A 21,157-nucleotide genomic window follows, 5' to 3' on the forward strand; every position below is an offset into this window, starting at 1 on the left:
CATGGTGATCCGCATAGGCGGTGTGTTTTCCGATACCGGCGTCACGGCAGCCGCCGAGCGCTCGACAATGCGCGGCGCGCAATTCGCGATCGAGCAGATCAATGCAGCCGGCGGAGTAGGGGGGCAGCCTCTGGAGCTGATCACCCGCAATCCCGATTCGACCCCAGCGCTGTATGCCATGCATCTCGAATCGTTGATCCGCGAGGAAAACCTGCGCTTCTTCTTCGGCTGCTACACCTCTGCTGCGCGCAAGGCCGCCCTGCCGATCGTGGAACGCTACGATGCACTGCTGATGTACCCGGTGTACTACGAAGGCTTCGAGTACTCACGCAACATCATCTACACCGGCGCGACACCCAATCACAACACCGTGCCGCTGGGCAATTACATGCTCGATCACTTCGGCAACCGGGTATTGATGATTGGCTCCGAATACGTTTATCCCTATGAGACCAACCGGCTGATGAGCGACCTGTTGTACGAACGGGGAGGCATCAAGCTCGGCGAATATTACCTGCCGCTGAAGAACGCTCGGCCCGAAGACTTCGCCAAGCTCATGGCCAAGGCCAGGGAACTGAAACCGTCCTTCATCTTCTCCACTGTCGTGGGCGAATCCATGGCGCACTTGTACCAGGCCTATGCCGATGCCGGTTTCGATCCGGCCAGCATGCCGATCGCCAGCCTGACCGCCAGCGAGACCGACATCAAGCAGATGGGCGTTCATCTGGGCACGGGGCACATATCGGCGGCGACCTACTTTCAGTCGGTCGACAGCGCAGTCAACCACCAATGCATCGCAGAGTATCGCGCCTTGTTTGGCCAGGAGCAGGTCACCGACCGCTGCTGGGAAGCCGCCTACTTTCAGACCCATCTATTGGCCAAGGCGATTCTCATCGCAGGCAGCACCGAGGTCGATGACGTGCTGCAAGCGATGCGCGGCCTGGAGTTCGAGGCGCCGCAAGGACGCGTGCGCGTCGATCCGCACAACCATCACACCTACCTGTTTTCACGCATCGGGCGGGCCAACGCCGAGGGCCAGTTCGACATCCTCTATGAAAGCCAGGGCGCCCTCAAACCCGATCCCTACGCCATTGCGCCACGCTTGAATGACTGGCGCTCCGGGAGCGCGTTATGACCCTGCGCGCGGCCAAGAAACGGCAACGCGCTGACAGCAGCGCAGGGATCAAGGACCTGCGCGACATCAGCGTGCTCGTGGTGCACCCGGATGACGAGGACGGCCGCAACCTGACTGCGCAACTGCAGCGCATCGGTTGTCAGGTACGCGTGCAATGGCCAATTCCCGAGCGACTCAATGCCGAGGTCGACGTGATCGTGCTTGCGGTATCCCCGGAAAGCCTGTCGACCAAAACACCCTGGCTGCTGCATGCCAGCACGCCACCGGTCATCCCGGTGATCGCCTATGAAAATCCGATCATCGTCGAGGCCTTGCTGCAGCTCAATGCCTGCTCGGTGATCCCGTCGCCGGTTCGCTCGTTCGGCCTGCTCACGGCATTGGCGCTGACCTTGAGTCAATCGCGCAAGGCGCGTGAGCGGGAAAAGCACGTCAAGCGGCTGGAGGGGCGGATGGCCGTGATACGTACCGTGCAGCAAGCCAAGATCATCCTGATCGAAACCAAGGGCATGTCGGAAATCGACGCCTACAACGCCTTGCGCGATCAGGCCATGGCCAAGCGCGAACCGGTGGAAAAGATCGCCGAGGCGCTGGTCAAGGCCCACGAGTTGTTTCAACAAACCTGATTCTGAGCGTCCGGCCCAGTGGGCCGGACCCTCTTTCTGCGCGCTGGCCGCCATACGCCCTGATTCGGCAAGTATGGGGCCCCGCGCGGCGGCCGGCCTGGACAACGGGGTCCTCCGGAGCGAGCCGTACCTGCGCAAGCGCGTAGCTGGCTCGAGTCAATGGTTGCCTGCCTGATCACGGCAGCCTCTAACCAATACCTGGAGACCCCCACATGACCGTGAAACGCCCGAGCAAGGCTGATTTTCTGATTGCAGCGCAAGACCATGGTTATCACCTGAGCGACGCACAGATGGCGTCTTTTCTCTCCTTGGCTGATGAAACCCTGAGCTCTTACGAAGCCATCGACGCGCTGTATGCCGCAACGGTGGCGCAGCAACCACCGCAGCGCGAATACAGCAAGGTGGCGGACACCGATAATCTGCACGGTGCCTGGTACGTGAAAACCCAGATCAGAGGAGCGGCCCAAGGCCCCTTGGCGGGCAAGACCGTGGTGATCAAGGACAACGTTTCCGTGGCCGGCGTGCCAATGGCCAACGGCTCGCTAAGCCTGGACGGTTACATCCCGGCAGAAGATGCGACCGTGGTCAAACGCCTGCTCGCCGCTGGTGCGACCGTGGTAGGCAAGTCGGTGTGCGAGGACCTGTGCTTCTCCGGCGCCAGCTTCACCGCCGCCAGTGGGCCGGTGAAAAATCCCTGGGATCCAACCCGCAATGCCGGCGGCTCCTCCAGCGGCAGTGCCGTGCTGGTCGCTCTCGAGGAAGTCGACATGGCGATTGGCGGGGATCAGGGCGGATCGATCCGCATGCCCTCGGCCTGGAGCGGCATTGTCGGCCACAAGCCCACCTACGGCTTGGTACCTTACACCGGGGCCTTCCCGATCGAACGAACCATCGATCACGTCGGCCCGATGGCCAATAGCGTGCGTGACGTGGCCGTGATGCTTGATGTCATCGCTGGGGCCGATGGTCTCGACTCGCGGCAGAAGAATCCACCTGCCGTAGCCTGTGTGGCCGCCCTGGGTCAGGGCGTAGCAGGGCTGCGAGTCGGCGTGTTGCGTGAAGGCTTCGCGATTCCCGGCGTATCCCAGACCGAGGTGGATGCTCAGGTCAAGGCAGCGGTTGCCCAACTGCAGAGCCTTGGCGCGACGGTAGGCGAAGCCAGCGTCCCCTGGCACTCGGGCGTGGCGTTGGACATCTGGAATGTCATCGCCACCGATGGCGCGGCGTATCAGATGCTGCAGGGCAATGGCTACGGCATGAACGTGGATGGCTATTACGATCCGGACATCATGAGCTACTTCGGCGCCAAGCGTCGTGAGCATGCCGATGCGTTGTCCAGCAGCGTCCGGGCCGTGGCCTTGACCGGCCACTACAGCCTGAAGAGCCTGCACGGCGCCTACTACGCCAAGGCGCGCATGCTGGTGCCAGAACTCACTCGCCAATACGACGAGGCGTTCAAGCATTTCGATGTGCTGGTGATGCCGACCATGCCCTTCGTGGCGACTACCTTGACCGCCGCCGACGCACCGATCGAAGAGTACGTCCACAGCGCGCTGAACATGCTGAGCAACACCGCGCCGTTCGACCTCACCGGCCACCCGGCGACTTCGATTCCCACAGGTCTGGCTGACGGTTTGCCGGTGGCGATGATGATCGTCGCGCCGCGCTTCAAGGACGCCCTGGCCTTGCGCGTGGCTCAAGCCTATGAGCAAGCCCGTGGCCCATTCCCTAAACCGCCGAGCCGTTGAATCTGCAGCGTCAGCCCCCCTTTATCAGCATTCAGGAGTGTTTTATGCAACCAACTCAATCGATACGACTTTCTCTGGGCGCAGCCTTGTGCCTGATACCGGTATTCGCATTTGCCCATCCGGGACATGGTGACTCGGGCCTGATGGCGGGTGTGGGGCACCCCCTGGGCGGAATGGATCACTTGCTGGCCATGTTCGCGGTCGGTCTTTGGGCCGCGCAACAAAAGGGCAGGGCGTGCTGGATGCTGCCCGTCACCTTCGTCGGCGGCATGTTGCTCGGTGGCCTGCTGGGGGTCGATGGGTTCGCCATTGCGTACCTGGAAACCGGCATCGCGGCATCGGTGCTTACCCTGGGCTTGCTGGTCGCTATGGCGGCGCGCCCACCGGTAGCGTTTGCCCTGGGCATCACAGGCCTCTTTGGGCTGGCTCACGGCATGGCCCATGGTCTCGAATTGCCGGAAATGAGCAGCCCAGCGGCTTATGCGATCGGTTTCGTGATCGCGACCTCAGCCCTGCATGCTGCCGGCTATGCGCTGGCACGCTGGTTTCCGATCAAGGCGGCCGTGCTGACCCGAGTGCTCGGGGTGGCTTCAGCAGGGGCAGGAGTCGCCTTGTTGGCAGGTTGATCTCGGCTGAAAGGCCCCTGACAACCGGCCAACGCCGATTCCTACGCGATCATCAAGCACAGCGCTAGAAACACCGAAACCTGCGGTGATCTGATCATGTTTTGATCAGATCACCGTTGGAAAAATCGGTGGTGGCCGGTAGAGCGCGTCATCGCTCACTTGGCCGAGCAGGGCGTGGCGGTGGAAGAGAGCCCGGTTGCGCGCACCGGCGTCACTGGCCCCATGGAATCCGTGAATTTCCGCGATCCGGAGGCAATCTGACTAAAGTAAGCAGTTATCTCGCCTGGGGGCGATACCTGGCTTACAGCGGCAGATCAACCTGTTGGGCGCTTGGACGGAGGGTGCGCTATGGCGCAAAAAAGCAACGGCAAAACAGCCTCTTCGGGAAAAATCTTGAACCGCAACGGCTCTATACAGGTCAGGTTCTAGTACCAAATTACTAAACTGGTACCGAACTCATGATCAAGAAATGCCTGTTCCCCGCTGCCGGTTACGGCACCCGCTTCCTTCCCGCTACCAAGTCGATGCCCAAGGAAATGCTCCCGGTGGTCGACACCCCGTTGATCCAGTACGGCGTCGAAGAAGCACTCCAGGCCGGGCTCAATGAAATCGCCATCGTCACCGGGCGCGGCAAGCGCTCGCTGGAGGACCACTTCGACATCAGCTACGAGCTGGAGCACGAAATTTCCAACACCGGTAAGGAGAAATCCCTCAGTGGCGTTCGTCACCTGATCGATCAGTGCACTTTCTCCTACACCCGCCAGGTGGAGATGAAGGGCCTTGGTCACGCCATTCTCACCGGTCGCTCGTTGATCGGTGATCAGGCGTTCGCCGTGGTGCTGGCCGATGACCTGTGTCTGAACCTCGATGGCGACGGCGTGCTGACGCAGATGGTCAAACTCTACGAACAGTTCCGTTGTTCCATCGTCGCCATCCAGGAGGTGCCGATGGAGGAGGTCTCGCGCTACGGCGTCATCTCCGGCGAAGCACTGCGTGACGACATCTTTCGCATCGACAGCATGGTGGAAAAACCCAACCCGGAGGACGCGCCGTCGAACCTGGCGATCATCGGTCGCTATATCCTCACACCCGATATCTTCGAACTGATCGAGCAGACCGAGCCGGGCAAGAGCGGTGAAATCCAGATCACCGACGCCTTGATGAAACAGGCCCAGCAGGGCTGCGTGCTGGCCTACAAGTTCAAGGGCCGCCGTTTCGATTGTGGCTCGGCTGAGGGCTATGTGCAGGCCACCAACTTCTGCTTCGAGAATCGCCACAAGACCCATCCGGTGACTGCCAGCCCGCAACTCAAGGCCGTCTGAGCGGCTGACCAGGCGCCAGCGCTGGCTGGTGACGCGCAGATGCCGGTGAAAAAAGCCTGAACGACTCGGGAGTGGGTTTGCCTGATTTCAAGTAGAGGCAATCACGCCTCGCGAGTCATTATCAGGAGGTACCAGCAATGGCGACCAGCAAAAATCCGGGTAACTTCGCAAACGATCGTCAAAAGGCGTCCGAAGCCGGCCGTAAAGGTGGTCACAACAGTGGCGGCAACTTCGCCAATGACCGCCAGAGGGCATCGGAAGCCGGGCGCAAGGGTGGTCAGAAGAGGCAGGCATCCAGAGATTCGTGACCACCCGGCCAAGGCCCGCGCTCTGCGGGCCTTGGCGTTTCTGCTACCGCGTCGCCATGTGCGCCCAGGCGCTTGTCAGCTGACGTGACGCAGCGCCTCCAGCAACTCCTGCTTGCGCATGCGTGAGCGCCCGACGAGGTCGCGCTTGCGCGCCAGTTCCATCAACTCCATGCGGGTCATGCTCTCCAGTGTTCGGCCTGGTCTGGGCACCCCTTGGCGGGTTTTCACTGCGCGCCGGGCAGAGGACTCGCGTGCCGCCTGCTTGCTCGCCGCACTGGTGGAGCGCCCAGATCCGCCAGGCTTGTCGCCGCCGCCGGACTGTTTGTTGACCGTGGCCCAGGCGCGTGCTTCGGCCTCGTCTTCAGGGACACCACGGGCCTTGTAGCTGTCTTCGATGTGTTCGGCTTTGCGCTTCTGCTTGGCGGTGTATTTGGCTTTGCTTCCTCGGGGCATGCTGGATTGCTCCACGATGTGACAGGGTCATACGGAAGAAGCCCGGTGCCCAAGCTTGGTTCCCCTGGCCGGATAGGCGGCGCAAGAAAACCATCGAACCTCTGCAGTTCTGATCGCTCAGATCAAGGAATACTCGCACCTGGATCGCGCTATGGACGTCAGCGAACGCATTCTTGCCACCCTGCTCATGGAGTTTTCCGACCTCGGCCAGGTCGAGCACATGACCCGCGCCACCTTGCGCCTATTGCTGGCGACGGTGCTCGGCGGTCTGCTCGGTTACGAGCGCGAGGTCACCGGCAAGGCGGCGGGGATGCGCACGCATATGCTGGTATGCGTCGGCGCGGCAATTTTCGTCATGGCGCTGGAGCAGGATGGCGGTGACAGCGACGCCATGAGCCGGGTCATCCAGGGCGTCGCCGCCGGCATCGGTTTCGTCTGCGCCGGCACAATTCTCAAGGGCCAGCGCATGTCCGACGTGCATGGCCTGACCACCGCCGCCGGGCTCTGGACCGCCGCCGCAATTGGTGTGGCAGTGGGGCTGGGGCGTGAGGCGACAGCGGTACTGGCGACAGTGCTGGTGCTCACCGTGCTACACATCATTCCGCTGATATTCGTGCCCGGTGGCAATGACAAGGCCCCCTAGCAAGGGGGCGCTGAGAACACTCGCGCCGTCTTTGACGCGCCGTCTTTGAATTGTTGTAGGCCCACGAGTGCGCTCGGGCGTCTGCGGCATGCTCAGCGCTGGACGCGATGAGTCGGGCTGGCGCGTTCTCTCTTCGGCTGCAGGATGCGGGTGACCTGTACATTTCTGAATTCGCTGGGCCACTCGAAGGTGTGAAGGGCACTGAGATAGAAACGAGCCTGGTAGGGCGTCAGTTGCTCGCGGTCAGACTCGACTTCCACACTGTGCGAGCGGTCGTGCAGGGTGTAGCTGATCAGGTGCAATGGCTTGGCCATCTCATACCTCCAGTTTTGCTGAATGATGTGAGATAGACCGGCCTGACGCGCCTGCAAGTTCCCACCATCCGCCGGGCGGTAGGGCGCGCGGAATTTGAGGCGTAGCGCGGACGTCTTGCTGATGCCACTTAGCCAGGTAGCGTTTCGACCGGCTGTTCGCTGCGCTTGCACAGGGCTTTTGCACGTTTCTCCAGTGCCACGTAGAGGGCGCTGGTCACCAGCAGTGGCAGCAGGTAATAGAGCACACGGTAGGCGACCAGCGCGGCAATCAGGCTGGACTGGCTGTGCTGACGCTGCAACAGCGCGAGAGACATGGCCTCCAGCACGCCGAGCCCGGCTGGAACACGTGCCACGAACGCAATCATCGCGCTGATCAGCAGCGCCCCGAGTACCGAGGTATAGGCGGCGCCGTCCGGCAACAGCCAATAGAGCAGCGCGGCCATCAGCGACCAGTTGCTTGCGCCGAGGCACAGTTGTAGCAAGGCTATACGCGGCGAGGGCAGGGTGACGGAGCGCTCGCGCAGGTGCCAGACGCGCTGGCGGGAAAACGCGCAGATTCCGACGTAGGCGCTGACCAGCCCGAGCAGGGCAAAACCAAGCAGCTGCAAGCCGATCATGCTCAACTTCCAGTTGGCCGGCAGCTCTATCAGGCGCAGAGAGAAGATCACCCCGGCCAGCATCATGCAGCTGGTCCAGTGAGTCAGCAGGCCGAGGCTGAGAATGCGCGTCACCGTCGAGGTGCCGAGGCCAAGGCGCATGTACAAGCGGTATTGCATCGCCACACTGCCCATCCAGGTGGCGAAATTGAGCGTGAAGGCGTGACAGATCATCGCCACCGGCAGAACTTGGCGCGCAGGTAGGTGATGGCGACTGTACTTTCGGCCGAGCAGGTCGTAACCGCCGAACGCCAGGTAGCTGGCGAGCGTGATCAGCGTCCCCAGCAACAGGGTCTGCGGGCTGTAAGCGCTCAGCGCCTGACGCACTTCCCCCCAGTCCAGATTGCGCAGCGAGGTATACAGCAGCGTGGATATGGCCAGAAGAAGCAACAGGGTGAGTGCGCGTTTACCCCAGCGCATCCAGGGGGTGTTCAGAGCGCCATTCATCCTGTCTTTTCCTCTTGATTGCTGCCTTGTCGGCTTGTTCCAGCGGTTTCAGGTTCTTGCGGTGTGCCGGCAGGCGAGGGGTGAAAAGTGAATGCGCAGGGTCGCTTGCGGACGAAGTCATCAGGTGATGCGTATATGTCAAGGTGCCTGTATGCGCCGATGTCGTGCTGAAAACTCCCACGATTTTATTGGCCGTTGAGATGACGGACCGTTGCAAATAAAGGCTCGACCTTTTCTGCAGCGTTATCGCTTCATGAATACTGTTCACCTTTCACACGGCATTGAATTAGCCAAGCCGTTGTCTTCATTAAAAAATGTTCACTTCAAACACTCATCTCGCCCCAATGAATGTCTCCCGATGTCGTCATCTATGGCCAGGCAACTAGTCGAGCATATGCCGCCAGATAGAATTTCAACTTGTAGCTTTCTCCCTCCTGAATGGCTGTGAACATTGCAATGAAAAGCACGCTTGTTGTGAGTAAGGCCTATATGCATGTCGACAACCACCCGTTGAATCGCTTGGACAAGCACGGGTATCGGTCATGTATAAGCCGCAAATACCAGACGCGAGTCTCATGATCAGTTAGAAAGAGTGGTTGGACTTGATCACGTCAATCGTCATGTTGCCGGGTATGTCATTGCCGACCTCATGGGCGAGGTCAGGGTAAATATCCTGGCAGGTCAGAATCGAGCGACTGAACTCGGAGGATGCATCGAGGTTGGCGGCGGACTGCTCGCCCTGGGCACAACCCTGGCAGAGAGGCTCAACCAATGTCTCGCTTTGTACCTGATAGCAGTTCGCGTCGATCTCCTGTAACGAGCGCTGAATGGTCTGAGCGCCAGGCTGCGATACTGGAAGCATTACCGCCAGCGCAGGAGGCTGAAAGGGCTGCCAGATCAGCAACACCACCAGGCAGGTCGAGCCAGCCACGTAGGGCCATTCGTACATCAACTGGTGCCGGTAGGGCATATGCCTTCTGATCCTTCCCTGCAGCTCTTCAGGCTTGTGACGGGCCAACTCTGAATCGTTGCGTCTGGACATTTGCGCACCTCCTCATTTCTTGGTGAGTTTTCTCATGGACCATAAACGAGAGAGACGCGTACGGAAGAGCGGTTCACGCGAGTAGGTAGGTAACTGCGTGGTACTGCAGTGCTTGACCGCTTCATTGATCGACTCCGCATCTTCATCCAGCGTCATGTCGAAATGAATCAGGCGAATGAACTCCTGCATCGAACAACTGGCATCGAGTACACGTACCAAGCGGCGCTGTTCACCGGCAACGGTCAGTACGACGCTGCCGTCTGGGCGTGGGGTCATGGCAACTTCGTAATCGGCCAGCGCCGATCTGATACTTTCCAAGTCATGTTTCATCTGGCTCTCCTTAATAGCGCCCTTGAAACATAACGGCGTATCCAGTGCATACCAACAGTTGGGACGATTGGTAAAAAGAAATTCCAAAGTGACATCATGTACTGGAGTTATACAAGATGGTCTTCGCGGGCTGATCAGGGAGAGAAATTTCCGCAACCCCATTACCCTGATCATTGTTTTATTGTTGGAGCACAGTATGTTGCGCCGGAAAACAGACTTACTGTCTCACACCGACAGAAAAAATACTTTGAACCAAATTCATGGTGCAGTTTCGCGAAGCAGGAATATGCCCCTGGAAAACTTGAATAAAGCTTGTACGAGGCATGGGCCTGGCTAAAGGGAATCCTCCGCTCCTTCTCGCGCCTGACGACGCCAGATCCGTGTCAGCCAACGCCAACTGATCCAACCAGCCGCCGCGAGGTAGACCAGGCTGCCCGGCACCCACATCAACAGCCCCGCCAGTTGCTGGTCTTCCAGGGAGCGGGACTCACCATAGAAGGGCGTATTACCGAAGGTGAGCAGGGCGCCGAGAAGGCCGGTGTGCATCAATGTCAGCAGAATGGCCATCAGCGCGTGTGGGACTTGCCGTGGGTTGGCGCGCAGGCAGGACCACCAGAACAGCCAGGCGCTGAATAGGAAGCAGGCATGTTCGATGGCGTGCCACCAGGTATTGTCCAGTGCCAGCGTGTACAGGCTGGGTGTGTGCCAGACCCAGATCATCGCACCGTGCAGCATGGCCAGGGCCATCGGGTAGCGGCCGCTGCGCAGAATTGCCTCGGACACCGGGGCCATCCAGCCACCGAGCATCGCCCGCCATTGCGGCAGCGGTCGTGCCAGCGCCCACAGCGGGGCGATGACGATCATGAACAGCATGTGCTGGACCATGTGCAGGCTGGTGCTGGTTTCCGCCCAATCGTCGATGGGACCGAACACCGCGAGCACGGTGATGATCATCGCCAGGTGCATCCACAGCGCTTCTCGTCCGTGCGGGCGTACCCTGCGGCAGCCAAGAATATACAGCAGCCAGGCAGCGCCGAGCAGCAGAGCGCTCAACAACAATGGAGCGCGCTCATTGAGCTGCAGGTGGCCGTCCAGCAGGCCATGGGCGGCGGCGCTGCCGGGTAGAAGGAGCAGAGCTGCGGTCATCAAATGCATGGCGGCAGGCTCAGCGTTGGCAGGGCAACGAAGACGGTGGCGATGGCGCCGATCAGGTTCACACCTGCGGCCAGGCGTGCCACGAAGCGGGCCGACAGGCTTTCACGCGCACGCCTGGCGGCACGTCGAAACAGCCAGGCCAAACCCAGCAACGCGATCACGGTTACCAGGCTGAACAGGGCGAGCAGAGCGTTCAGCCAGGTCCATTGGCCTTGCGCCGGATCAGGAGGCGCCAGTGCGCAACCAATCGACAGCCCGCCGTACAGCACGACGAACCAGAGGCTCCAGAGCACCAGCCCAAGGCCAATGTGGATGGGGTTGTAGGGCGAGCTTAGCGGCTGCATCAAACGCCTCCGAAGGTCGTCGGGAACAGCACCACGCTGCAGTAGGTGATCCACATCACGGCCAGGTTGTATTGCCAGAGTTGTTCCACCACCAGCGGTTCATAGGGTGTGCGCCTGGATACGTAGCCGTGATGCACACGCAACGCCTGTAGTGCACTGAGAATGGTCGCCAGCGCTCCATGCGCGAGGCTGTAGACGAGCATCACCACGATCACTGCATCATGCGCGGTTGCACGCGGCGCCAGGTCGCCCGCCACGAGCGCCCAGAGCAGCAGCCCGGCGTGCAACGAGCCCAGCAGCGCCGTCCCAACAAAACAGGCGATCAAGGCAGCAGGTTCCCCCTGGCCCTGACGCAAGCGGCGCAGTACAGGCCGCTGCCAGAGCACGGCAATACTGAGCAATACGGCGCTGGCCAGAAGCAGGCGCTGATCCATTACCAGATCGTCCGGCACCAGCCAGTTCGGCGACACTGTCCACAGATAGAACCAGCCGAACAGCAGCGACAGGTACAAGGCACCATTGGCCAGCAGGGTGACGCCCATGCCCCACAGCCCGGGGCCATCGCAGGTGCGCGAGTGCAGGGGCGGCTCGCCGGGCTGCACGCGGGCGTCCGGCGCCGCCAACGGGTGCGCGCCGTTCTCCCAGCTCCAGCGCAGCAGTACCAGCACCGCGACGATGCTGGCAGCCAGCGCAACCCAGTAGAACTTGCTCAGCAGCCCCAGGCAGGTGATGGCGATGAACGTCGCCGCCGCGAACGGCAACCAGCTATTGCCGGGCAAGTGAATGATTTCGCGAACCTTGCCGGTCAGCGGCTCCACGCCCCAGGTTTCGCGCCGGCCGTGGTCGATCACGGTCAAGGCGAACTCGCCACGGTCGATACGCTCTTCCAGATCAGGCAGCTCCCACATCGGGTGGCGCGTGCGCACCGGCGGCAGGCTGACGAAGTTGTAGGGGCTGGGCGGCAGATGAGTGCTCCACTCCAGAGTGTCCGCGCCCCAGGGGTTCTTCGCGGCCTTCTGGCCGAAGCGAAAGTGCAGCACGATATCGAGCAGCACCGTGGCGATGCCGATGGCCATGATGAAGCTGCCGATCGACGAGATCAGGTTGGGTAAATCCCAGCCGAGGCCGGACTGGTAGGTGTAGATGCGCCGTGGCATGCCCATCAGCCCGGTCCAGTGCATGATCAGGAAGGTCAGGTTGAAACCGATGAACACCAGCCAGAAGCCCCATTTGCCGAGGCGCACCGACGGCATGCGCCCGGAAAAGTGTGGCAGCCAGTAATAGATGCCAGCCAGTAGCGGGAAGAACATGCCGCCCACCAGCACGTAGTGCATGTGCGCCACCACGAAGTGGGTGTCGTGCACCTGCCAGTCGAACGGCACCAGCGCCAACATCACGCCGGTCAGGCCGCCGCAGACGAAGATCACCAGAAATCCCACCAGCCACAGCATTGGCACGTGATACAGCGGCCGGCCGATCCACAGCGTTGCGATCCAGGCGAACACCTGGATGCCGGTCGGAATTGCCACCAGCATGCTTGCCGCAGAGAAGAACGCCTGCGCCAGTTGCGGAATGCCCACGGTGAACATGTGGTGAACCCACAGGCCGAAGCTGATGAAGCCGGTGGTGAGGATCGCCAGCACCACCCAGCGATAGCCCACCAGCGGCCGCTGGCAGAACACCGGCAACAGGGTCGAGACGATACCTGCTGCGGGCAGGAAGATGATGTACACCTCGGGATGGCCGAACAGCCAGAACAGGTGCTGCCAGAGAATCGGGTCACCGCCGCGCGCGACTTCGAAGAACGGCAGGCCCACGGCGCGCTCCAGTTCCAGCAGGATGCTGCCGAGAATCAAGGGCGGAAAGCCGACCACGATCATCATGGCCATGACCAGGATGTACCAGGCGTAGATCGGCATCTTGTTCAGCGACATGCCTTCGGCGCGGGTGCGCAGGATCGACACCACCAGTTCGACACCGGCCGATACCGCAGAGATCTCCACGAAGGTGATGCCGATCAGCCAAAAGTCCGAGTTCGGCCCTGGCGTATGCACCGCGCTGGACAGCGGCGTGTACATGAACCAGCCGGCCTTCGGCGCGATGCCCAGCAGCAGACTGGCGCACAGAATCAACCCGCCGAACAGATAGCACCAGTAGCCCAGCGCCGACAGCCTTGGGAATACCAGGTCGCGCGCGCCGAGCATTTTCGGAATCAGGTAGACCGCCAGGCCCTCCATCATCGGCACGGCGAACAGGAACATCATCACCGTGCCGTGCATGGTGAACACCTGGTTGTAGATGTCCGGCTCGAGAAATTCGTAGCCCGGTATCGCCAACTGCGTGCGCACCAGCATCGCCAGCAAACCGCCGAACAGGAAGAAGCCCAACCCGGTAAGCATGAAGCGGATGCCGACGGTGGTGTGGTTGACGATGGTCAGCGACTTCCAGCCGCGCGGGTTGCCCCATACCTCGTTGAACTGATCGTGCAATTGTTCCTGGGCGACTACCTGATCGTTGCTTGGCGTACTCACGGGCGCAGGGTCTCCAGCCAGTCGGCGATGGCACTGAGGTGATCGGGGTCCAGATGGTCATGCAACGGCATGGCATTGCCGGGTTTGAGTCGCTGATGCTCTTGCAGCCAGTGCAACAGAGCCCCCGGCTTGTTGCTGACGACGCCGGCGCCCAGGGAGGCTCGGGCGCCGATGTCGCTGAGGTCCGGCGCGCGGGCTCCGTCGCTGACGCCCGCCACGCGATGACACTGGCCGCAGTGAGCCGCGAAGGTGTCGCCGGCAGGGCCGGGCAGGGCGCTGATCTGTTGTTCGCGGCGCGCCTGCAACCAGTTGGCGAAGTCTTCTTCTTCGTGAGCCTGTACATCGAGAATCATGTGGGTGTGCTGCGTGCCACAGAACTCCGAGCACTGGCCGCGGAACGTGCCTGGCTGGTCGGCCTGCAGGCGGATGCGATTGTCGCGGCCGGGGATCATGTCGATCTTGCCGCCCAGGCGCGGCACCCAGAAGGAGTGGATGACGTCGGCGCTGGTGACGTCGAGGTCCACCGGCCGACCGACCGGTAGATGCAGCTGGTTGGCGGTGACCACGCCGCTGTCCGGATACCGCACCTCCCACCACCATTGATGACCGACCACCTCGATGCGCATGGGCTGCTCGCCAGCCAGCGGCAAGGGCAGCATGCGATGGCCGATGGGAATACCGAACAGCAGCAGAAGCAGGACACTCACAGTCGGCAACAGCAGCCCGCCACCGACCAGCCAGCGCAGCGTCAGTTGCCGCGCCCGGACGTCATCGACCGGCGAGCTTTTGCGGCGCATGGCATGCAGCCACAGCGCCGTGACCACGATCAGCACCAGCGTGGCGAAGGCGCACATCGCCCACCACAGCATCGCCACTTCTCGCGCCATCGGCCCCGCCGGGTCGAGCGCCGATTGCGGCCCCTCGCAGGCAACCAGAAACGGAACTGCCAGCGTCAGCGTGGTCAACTTGAAACAGGGGGACAGCCAGCCGCGCCCCTGTTTCCGCACATCACTTATCTGCACAGGGAGGCCCGGATGGCCGAAATAAAGGAAGTCATCGTCAGTCGCGCCGCCATCGCCGGGCACCCGCTGCACCCGATGATGATCCACTTTCCCGTCGCCGCACTGCTTGGCCTGGTGGCAACGGATATCGCCTACCTGCTGCTGGCCGATCCGTTCTGGGCCCGCGCCAGTCTCTGGCTGGCGGGTGTCGGCGCTTTCGGTGGCTGGATCGCCAGTCTGGCCGGGCTGGTTGACCTGCTCACGGTCAGCAGCATTCGGCGCAAGATCACCGCCTGGTGCCACGCCATCATCGCGGTGATGATGCTGTCGCTGGCATCGCTGAACTGGCTGCTGCGCTATGCCGGGCCGGAGCAGGGCATGGAGCGCTGGGGGTTGTACCTGTCGCTGCTCACGGCCGCGCTGATCGGTCTGGCGGCTTATCTCGGTGGACGCCTGGTGTACGAGCATGGCGTGGGCGTCGATACCCGCTGAAGCGTCCGGCTCCGGTTTGCCAGCTACTGGGGGGTAGAGAGAGCAGGACAGGCCGGGCATGTTCAGGCGGTCTCCGTGGTCAGAATGGCTTGGCTAGCACCAGCCAGAGCGTGGCGCCGATCGATACGCTCAACAGCAGACCGATCAGCAGGCAGTCGCGCCTCAGTGCGGCTTCAGCGATGCGTTCGCGGCGCAGAATCAGTACGCCGCACAGCGCGTGGCAGAGCACCATCGCCGCGACCGTGGTGAGCTTGACGATCAACCAGGGGGCGAATATCGACTCACGTAGAAACAGCGCCGTGCCTGAGCCGATGGCCAGCAAGGCAGCCGGGGTAGCGAGCAGGTTGAACACCGTGCGCGTGAGCTGGGGGTGGTCGCGATAGAACCCGTCATCGCCGCTGCGCGCGCTGGCGGCGATCATCGCCGGCAGGTACAGCAGTGCGCCGCACCAGCCGATCAGCGCCATGAAATGCAGCAGTTTGAGCAGTGGCATCGATGCTCTCCCGTGCGTCCGTTCGTTCCGAGCACGTGGCCCTAGTGGGCAGGCCACGACGTTGTGACTGCCTGGCTGGATGTGAGTTCGGCTGCTCTGCCGAGTAAGCCGCTGTCGCCTCCCGAATGGAAAAAGAACGAACCGCCGCAAATGAGGAGAAGGGCGACGCTGCGGCGATCCGGGGAAGCAAGAGGCGCGCTCGATTTGTCACCGATGCCCGGCACGCGCCCCTGGTAGAAGAGTTCGCGACTCGCCCTGCGTTCAAGCTTTTTGTCAGGACGATGACAAGCGCCATAGCCTGACTGCCGACAGGAATATTCCCTGAACGATCAGCGCAGCCTGCACGTCGGAAACCATGTACGCCCCATGACGGGACATACCATCAAGCAATGGCCGCTAACTCGGCCTGGAGGCAATTCATGGCTCTCACAGACGATCGCAAAGATCTGGTACGCACCCTCAACAAGCTGATCGAAACCTGCAAGGACGGCGAGGCGGGCTTCAAGGTGTGCGCCGAAGACGTCAAACGACCCGACATGAAGCAGCTTTTCTCGCAACGTTCGCGGCAATGCGCCGACGCCGCGGAAGAACTGCAACGGGCTGTGCTGGAGCTCGGTGGCGAGCCCGAGGACAGCACCAGCACCGGCGCAGACCTGCACCGCCGCTGGGTCGACCTGAAATCACTGGTTACCGGCAAGGACGAAGAGGCGATTCTCAACGAAGCCGAGCGTGGTGAAGATGTGGCCAAGGAGCGCTACAGCGAAGCCCTGACCCAGAACCTGCCACCGCAAGTTCGCAGCCTGGTCGAGCGCCAGTACCAGGGGGTGTTGCGTAATCACAATGAAGTCAGGGCAATGCGTGACGCAGCACGCGCCAAGAGCTGATTCCATCTACCGGGTGCCGCGGACGCCGCGCGGCCCCGGTGTGATTGCCACGCACAGAAGAGCCATGGGGGGAGGCGTCTGCATGCCAACCTTGGACAAGACCATCACTCAGCTCAACCACCTTCTGATGAGCTGTCACGATGCTCGTCTGAGTTATCGGCGACTGGCTGGCAGAGCGAGCACATCCGAGCAGCTACGTCTTTTCAATGAACGCGAACAGCAATGCTCGGCGTTGATCGACTGCTTGCATGCGCAGATCCTGACCTACGGCGGCCGCCCGGCGCAGCACATGAACCTGCTGGACGCTCTGCGCCATGGTTGGAGAAGCTTTACTGTCTTGCTGCTGCCAGAGCTTGGGCGAACACGCATACGGGCTGCCTTGCGTAACGAGCAACGGATACGCCATGGCGTCGAGCAGGTGTTCGCAGAGCAGTTGTCGCCACGGTTTCGTCAGCAGTTGCAGGAACACATCAGCCTCAGCGTCGACTTCGAAAGCCGTGTCAGGGCGAAGCTGGAAATGTAGAGGAGGGCGCCTGTCAGGTTTTACGCCGTGTCTCGGCATTGACCGCGTTATGCCTTAAAATAGCCGGTTGCCGAAAGAACCGTCATGGCCATAGCCATGAAGGGCTTTCATCCTTACAGATAAGTACGGTGAAGATGAACAAGCCTTTCATTTCGCTGTGCCCAGAAATTACTCGGGCACATGCACTGACACTGATGGATTGGTTGGAGGATGAGCGCGTGACTCGCTATCTCAGTGATTCGCGCGATGTCTGCCGATCCATCGAGCAAGCCATCGATCGCACGCAATTGCCGATCCTGACCCATCTGTTCAACCGGGGCGGCCGTTTTTTCATGGCCTACGACCGGTATGACGCCCCTGTGGGCTTTGTTCGCCTGATCAAGACCGGCTCAGATTGCGAGATAGTCCTGGCCATCGGAGACAGCGAAAAATGGGGGCGGAACCTTGGCGCAGGCACGATCCGCGAAGGCATGAAGCTGGCCTTCCTCGACATGCGGGCCGGGAAACTCATCGCCAAGATCCACCCGGACAACAAGCGCTCGCTGAAAGCGTTTCTGCGCAGCGGCTTTCTGCTCGAGAGCGAAACACCGACCTTGAAAACATTTTCCATGACGTCGGGGCGCTATCTGCAGTGCTTGCGTGAGGATGCCGTTGGCGACTCAGGTGGGATCTACATCACTGAAGTCGACAAGGCCAGGCTGGAGAGCCTGATCGCGCTCGAGGAAGGTCCGGCCGTTGTTGAACTCGAGCATGAGCTTGAGCGGGCCATTGTCGTCAAACCGGATCAGGTGGCGTGCAATGTCGTCACGATGAACTCCAGAGCCTTGCTGCAGCTGGACGACGAAGAGATCGAGGTGGCCTTGGTCTATCCAGAAGACGCTGATAGCAGCGCCGGCAAGTATTCGGTGTGTTCCGATATCGGCGCGGCCATCCTCGGTTATCAGGAGGGAGACGCCATCGACTGGCGGATTTCCGAGCGGACCCGCCGAATTGAAATCCGGAAAGTGCTTTACCAACCGGAGGCAGCGGGTGATTTCCACCTGTGATTGCTAGCGTTCGCTCATCAGGCACGCAGGCCCCGATAGAACGGGGCCGCGATCTTGATTCTCAAGCAGCGCCTTAAAGACGATTGGCCTTGGACCGTTGAAATGCTGACACCTGAAGCGATCTGAACTGACATTTCTAAATTTCCAACACCAGACCGCGCAGCAAAATCAATGAGTTATAGTCGCTTCATTAAATAAATCTAGAATATTTAGCATCTTCTCATACAGCGCTTCAGTCAGTAAAGCCTCCTCAAGAAAAAAATGAACTACAGATTCCAATTGGGATAATTCCCAAAAAGTTATTGGAATCAAGTCTAGATATTTCGAATCATTATACAAAGCCATCTTTATTATTACTAATGTAAAACCTGAGAGGTTTGGCAGGCGATTCGTTTAATCGAAATGGCTTTATGGGGCTGTCTAGATATGAGTAAGCAAAGCAAGGTGCATGCGTTCACGAAGCGCGGAAAAGTGTTCGGGAACGTATGGCGGGTATATAGCGCAAAATGCGATCAGGATTTTTCGCTTAGTAGCGATCGGGAATTAGCGCATTGGATCCTGTTTTTAGAGTTCAATCCCGACGTAATCCGTTTCGATCTGAACCCACAACCGCGTAGTCAATCACCGGAGCCTGGTGCGAAGAGAACCATTCTCGATGCTGAGGTGATAGTGCGGGGTGGGTCGATAGAATGGCATGAGATAAAGGAGGGAAGCTTCAACAAAGACGCGGAATCGACACCACAAATAGAACTTCAGCGCGAACTTGCAAAAGCAGCTGGCGTAAATTATCGAATTTTTAATGATGATGACTTTGCGCCTAGAGCAAGCAGCATCATGCCGCTACTAAAGGTAGCGGCCTGTTTGGCAGCAGGTAGGCACTTTTTTATCCCTCCGGCAATTAATCTGGATGTTGCAGATTATCTTATAGGTCACGCCTCAGGCACGCTTGACGAGTATCTAAGGCATTTGAATAGTCACTCCCAAGATGTGCTTCTATACTTATTTTGTCAGCATTATTCTTTAGGCAAGATAGCAGTAGAATTTGAAAGCGCATTTTTTGCAAAAAACACCAAGTGGGCATTGGTGTCATGAAGTCTTCAATAACCTGGGAATCTTTGAACCGCTGTGGGTATGGGCGGGTAGACGAGGCCTGCCTTAAAGAACCAGATAAAAATATTTTTTTGCTCAGAAGGGAAGCGGTAAAGCTAAAACTTGAGGGGCAAGCGCTTAAGGAAATTGAAACCTACACAGGGCTGAAACCGCAAGAAGTGTGTCGACTGGTTAGTAGGTTCACAACACTTGATGACTTTGGTGTGTACCATGGAGAGGTCGCTCTGCTGCCGAATAAACGAATTAAACAATACACCAGAACAAATATAGAGCAAAGCAAACGTAGCGAGCAGCAAGGAAGTCTCAGCGGCATATTAGGCCTAACTATTGCTAAACATCCTGATGTGTTCCGCAAATTTGTAAAACGTGTTCTCCAACAGGGAACGACAGCATTCCGCGGACTGAAATACAAGAAGAGTTATTACTATGCTGAGTTCCTTAACCTTTTAAGAGAGGACGGTGTTACAGATGCAGAGTGGCCTTTTTCGGTGCAAGGCGCCGGGAAAAGAACAATTCTAAAGCTAATAGATTCGATCTTGAATCAGGATTTCGAAAAAGCAGTATTCGCTGTTGCAGATGTAGGAGGTAAAGCTCACCTACAGGTTGGCAACGGAATGCAGCGATTGATAGTTGGCAGTGCACCTTTTGATGTGATTGAAATAGATGCTTATAAAATTGATGGATTTTTTTCTCTTGCGGTACGCCCTGAGCCCAATCTAACTACCACCACTGTTATTAATCGATTTTGGTTGATTGCTGCAGTTGAAAGCAGGTCTGAAGCGGTACTTGCTTATCGGCTTGTCTTTAGCAGCGAGGTGCGAGCGCAAGACATTCTTGATTTGATATGTGACGCATCAGTTGGAGGATGGGAACCAATCAGTGAGCTGGACGTACCTGGCCTGGAATATCCTAATGGGGCCGGGATGCCTTGCTACTTAATTGAAGAGTCGAGGGGAGCGCTGTGGGGTTGTTTGTACTTAGACAATGCAATGGCGCATCATGCCGCGCTTGTTTCTAGTAATGCGAGAAATATTCTCGGATTCTCTATAAATTACGGTCAGCTTGGAAGGCCCGAGCGTCGCTCTCAAATTGAAGGCCTGTTTCGGCAAGCAAGTCAAAGATTCTTGCACCTTATACTCTCAAGCACAGGAAGTAATCCTTGGAATGGCAGATCAGAGGCGCCGATAGAGAACGCTGAAAAATATCAAATCAATATTGACGAGGCCGCGCAGGTTGTTGATGTCTTTATGGCTACATACAACATCACCCCTCGCAGGGGGCGGAACTACTCTTTGAGCCCTGTTGAAGTGATGAGGCAGTTCTTTCGGGAAAATGGGCTTATCTTTCCACGCCTGCAGGACAGGCTGCAATCCGTAAGCGAACTGTCAAGCCATGTCAAACAATGCACCATTCGTGGAGGCATTAAAAAGGGAATACGGCCTTATATTCAGCTCGACAAAGCTCATTACACGAGCGCCGAACTGGCGAGCCGGCCTGCACTCATTGGGGAGCGCCTGCGGGTGAAAATAGACCCGAAAGACTATAGAGCGGTCGACGCGTACTACACCTCCGGTGAATTTTTCGGCACCCTTCATGTTCAAGGTATATGGCGTCATTCTAAGCACAGCGTTACAACAAGAAAGATCATTAATAGAGCGATAGAAAAGCGGGTGCTTGAGTGCTCAATGATTGACGATGTTATTGTGAAATATCGCGAGCATCTAATTTCATCAAAAACCCGAAGCACTAATTTAGAGTTGCAGCGACTGTTTGATGAGCAGTTCGGGCTGGAAGGCGATGTGGAAAAAGAAGCTCCCGCAATTCCCGCACCAGTCGAGAAAGTGAAGGTTCAGTCTGTTACGAGCATGATTGGTTTTGATCTGAAACCTGGTCAGTTGATTCCGGGGCCTGAGGACGATTACTGAGAGGGC

General features: G+C 59.1%; 22 protein-coding genes and 1 pseudogene. 13 read left to right on the forward strand and 10 right to left on the reverse strand.

The genetic code is table 11. The features are described 5' to 3' along the window. The first annotated feature begins 1 nt into the window (after nucleotide 1). The 6 genes from PCLY_RS11255 (at nucleotide 2) to PCLY_RS11280 (ending at nucleotide 5,762) form a co-directional block, all read left to right on the forward strand. On the forward strand, nucleotides 2-1,135 hold the full coding sequence (locus PCLY_RS11255; protein ID WP_061239380.1) for a transporter substrate-binding domain-containing protein: 1,134 nt from the start codon (nucleotides 2-4) through the stop codon (nucleotides 1,133-1,135). Beyond that, on the forward strand, nucleotides 1,132-1,758 hold the full coding sequence (locus PCLY_RS11260; RefSeq protein ID WP_061239381.1) for an ANTAR domain-containing response regulator: 627 nt from the start codon (nucleotides 1,132-1,134) through the stop codon (nucleotides 1,756-1,758). Before PCLY_RS11255 ends, PCLY_RS11260 begins: the two co-directional genes overlap by 4 nt. 212 nt (nucleotides 1,759-1,970) lie before the next feature. Then, nucleotides 1,971-3,506, forward strand: a complete 1,536-nt coding sequence (locus tag PCLY_RS11265) for an amidase (protein WP_061239382.1) — start codon at nucleotides 1,971-1,973, stop codon at nucleotides 3,504-3,506. A gap of 44 nt (nucleotides 3,507-3,550) precedes the next feature. Next, a complete protein-coding gene (locus PCLY_RS11270; protein ID WP_061239383.1) occupies nucleotides 3,551-4,132 on the forward strand; it encodes a HupE/UreJ family protein in 582 nt (193 codons plus the stop codon). Nucleotides 4,133-4,590: 458 nt separating this feature from the next. Further along, nucleotides 4,591-5,454 carry a UTP--glucose-1-phosphate uridylyltransferase GalU gene (gene galU, locus PCLY_RS11275; RefSeq protein WP_061239384.1) on the forward strand — a complete coding sequence of 288 codons (864 nt, stop codon included), beginning with the start codon at nucleotides 4,591-4,593 and terminating at the stop codon, nucleotides 5,452-5,454. A gap of 137 nt (nucleotides 5,455-5,591) precedes the next feature. After that, nucleotides 5,592-5,762 (forward strand): con-10 family general stress protein, encoded by a 171-nt coding sequence (locus PCLY_RS11280; protein WP_061239385.1) that lies wholly within the window; start codon nucleotides 5,592-5,594, stop codon nucleotides 5,760-5,762. Nucleotides 5,763-5,837: 75 nt separating this feature from the next. Here the strand turns inward: PCLY_RS11280 and PCLY_RS11285 are convergent, their stop codons facing one another. Then, nucleotides 5,838-6,215 (reverse strand): Rho termination factor N-terminal domain-containing protein, encoded by a 378-nt coding sequence (locus PCLY_RS11285; RefSeq protein ID WP_061239386.1) that lies wholly within the window; start codon nucleotides 6,213-6,215, stop codon nucleotides 5,838-5,840. 151 nt (nucleotides 6,216-6,366) lie between these two features. On the opposite strand from PCLY_RS11285, the gene PCLY_RS11290 reads away from it, so the two are divergent. Then, complete coding sequence (locus PCLY_RS11290; RefSeq protein ID WP_061239387.1) at nucleotides 6,367-6,858, forward strand: MgtC/SapB family protein; 492 nt, start codon at nucleotides 6,367-6,369, stop codon at nucleotides 6,856-6,858. A gap of 92 nt (nucleotides 6,859-6,950) precedes the next feature. Here PCLY_RS11290 and PCLY_RS11295 read toward each other — a convergent pair whose 3' ends face one another. From PCLY_RS11295 to coxB, 8 genes are all read right to left on the reverse strand, one after another. Further along, complete coding sequence (locus PCLY_RS11295) at nucleotides 6,951-7,172, reverse strand: hypothetical protein (protein WP_061239388.1); 222 nt, start codon at nucleotides 7,170-7,172, stop codon at nucleotides 6,951-6,953. A gap of 128 nt (nucleotides 7,173-7,300) precedes the next feature. Next, a complete protein-coding gene (locus PCLY_RS11300) occupies nucleotides 7,301-8,275 on the reverse strand; it encodes a lysylphosphatidylglycerol synthase domain-containing protein (protein WP_061239389.1) in 975 nt (324 codons plus the stop codon). A 583-nt stretch (nucleotides 8,276-8,858) separates the two neighbouring features. After that, nucleotides 8,859-9,317 carry a hypothetical protein gene (locus PCLY_RS11305; RefSeq protein WP_231740147.1) on the reverse strand — a complete coding sequence of 153 codons (459 nt, stop codon included), beginning with the start codon at nucleotides 9,315-9,317 and terminating at the stop codon, nucleotides 8,859-8,861. Between the two features lie 12 nt (nucleotides 9,318-9,329). Next, entirely contained in the window at nucleotides 9,330-9,647 is a 318-nt protein-coding gene (locus PCLY_RS11310; RefSeq protein ID WP_061239390.1) for a hypothetical protein, read from the reverse strand. A gap of 333 nt (nucleotides 9,648-9,980) precedes the next feature. Beyond that, nucleotides 9,981-10,802 (reverse strand): cytochrome c oxidase assembly protein, encoded by an 822-nt coding sequence (locus tag PCLY_RS11315; RefSeq protein ID WP_061239391.1) that lies wholly within the window; start codon nucleotides 10,800-10,802, stop codon nucleotides 9,981-9,983. Beyond that, a complete protein-coding gene (locus tag PCLY_RS11320; protein WP_061239392.1) occupies nucleotides 10,793-11,146 on the reverse strand; it encodes a hypothetical protein in 354 nt (117 codons plus the stop codon). Before PCLY_RS11320 ends, PCLY_RS11315 begins: the two co-directional genes overlap by 10 nt. Next, a complete protein-coding gene (gene ctaD / locus PCLY_RS11325) occupies nucleotides 11,146-13,677 on the reverse strand; it encodes a cytochrome c oxidase subunit I (protein ID WP_061239393.1) in 2,532 nt (843 codons plus the stop codon). The genes PCLY_RS11320 and ctaD overlap by 1 nt, the downstream gene beginning before the upstream one ends. Next, on the reverse strand, nucleotides 13,674-14,564 hold the full coding sequence (coxB, locus tag PCLY_RS11330) for a cytochrome c oxidase subunit II (RefSeq protein WP_061239394.1): 891 nt from the start codon (nucleotides 14,562-14,564) through the stop codon (nucleotides 13,674-13,676). The genes ctaD and coxB overlap by 4 nt, the downstream gene beginning before the upstream one ends. 147 nt (nucleotides 14,565-14,711) lie before the next feature. On the opposite strand from coxB, the gene PCLY_RS11335 reads away from it, so the two are divergent. Beyond that, nucleotides 14,712-15,170 (forward strand): DUF2231 domain-containing protein, encoded by a 459-nt coding sequence (locus tag PCLY_RS11335; protein ID WP_061239395.1) that lies wholly within the window; start codon nucleotides 14,712-14,714, stop codon nucleotides 15,168-15,170. 79 nt (nucleotides 15,171-15,249) lie between these two features. Here the strand turns inward: PCLY_RS11335 and PCLY_RS11340 are convergent, their stop codons facing one another. Beyond that, a complete protein-coding gene (locus tag PCLY_RS11340) occupies nucleotides 15,250-15,663 on the reverse strand; it encodes a CopD family protein (RefSeq protein WP_061239396.1) in 414 nt (137 codons plus the stop codon). Nucleotides 15,664-16,082: 419 nt separating this feature from the next. Between PCLY_RS11340 and PCLY_RS11345 the strand changes: the two genes are divergently transcribed. From PCLY_RS11345 to PCLY_RS24830, 5 genes and pseudogenes are all read left to right on the forward strand, one after another. Further along, nucleotides 16,083-16,547 (forward strand): ferritin-like domain-containing protein, encoded by a 465-nt coding sequence (locus PCLY_RS11345; protein WP_061239397.1) that lies wholly within the window; start codon nucleotides 16,083-16,085, stop codon nucleotides 16,545-16,547. Between the two features lie 82 nt (nucleotides 16,548-16,629). Beyond that, nucleotides 16,630-17,070: a DUF2383 domain-containing protein gene (locus PCLY_RS11350; protein ID WP_061239580.1), complete on the forward strand. Its 441-nt coding sequence runs from the start codon at nucleotides 16,630-16,632 to the stop codon at nucleotides 17,068-17,070. 84 nt (nucleotides 17,071-17,154) lie between these two features. Further along, nucleotides 17,155-18,116, forward strand: a pseudogene (locus PCLY_RS11355) (bifunctional GNAT family N-acetyltransferase/nucleoside diphosphate kinase regulator). Nucleotides 18,117-18,542: 426 nt separating this feature from the next. Continuing rightward, on the forward strand, nucleotides 18,543-19,208 hold the full coding sequence (locus tag PCLY_RS24825) for a hypothetical protein (protein ID WP_139205567.1): 666 nt from the start codon (nucleotides 18,543-18,545) through the stop codon (nucleotides 19,206-19,208). Beyond that, nucleotides 19,205-21,151: a hypothetical protein gene (locus tag PCLY_RS24830; protein WP_156458588.1), complete on the forward strand. Its 1,947-nt coding sequence runs from the start codon at nucleotides 19,205-19,207 to the stop codon at nucleotides 21,149-21,151. Before PCLY_RS24825 ends, PCLY_RS24830 begins: the two co-directional genes overlap by 4 nt. The last annotated feature ends 6 nt before the right edge of the window (nucleotides 21,152-21,157 follow it).

The organism is Ectopseudomonas composti (genome assembly GCF_001567565.1).
Lineage (GTDB): Bacteria > Pseudomonadota > Gammaproteobacteria > Pseudomonadales > Pseudomonadaceae > Aquipseudomonas > Aquipseudomonas composti_A.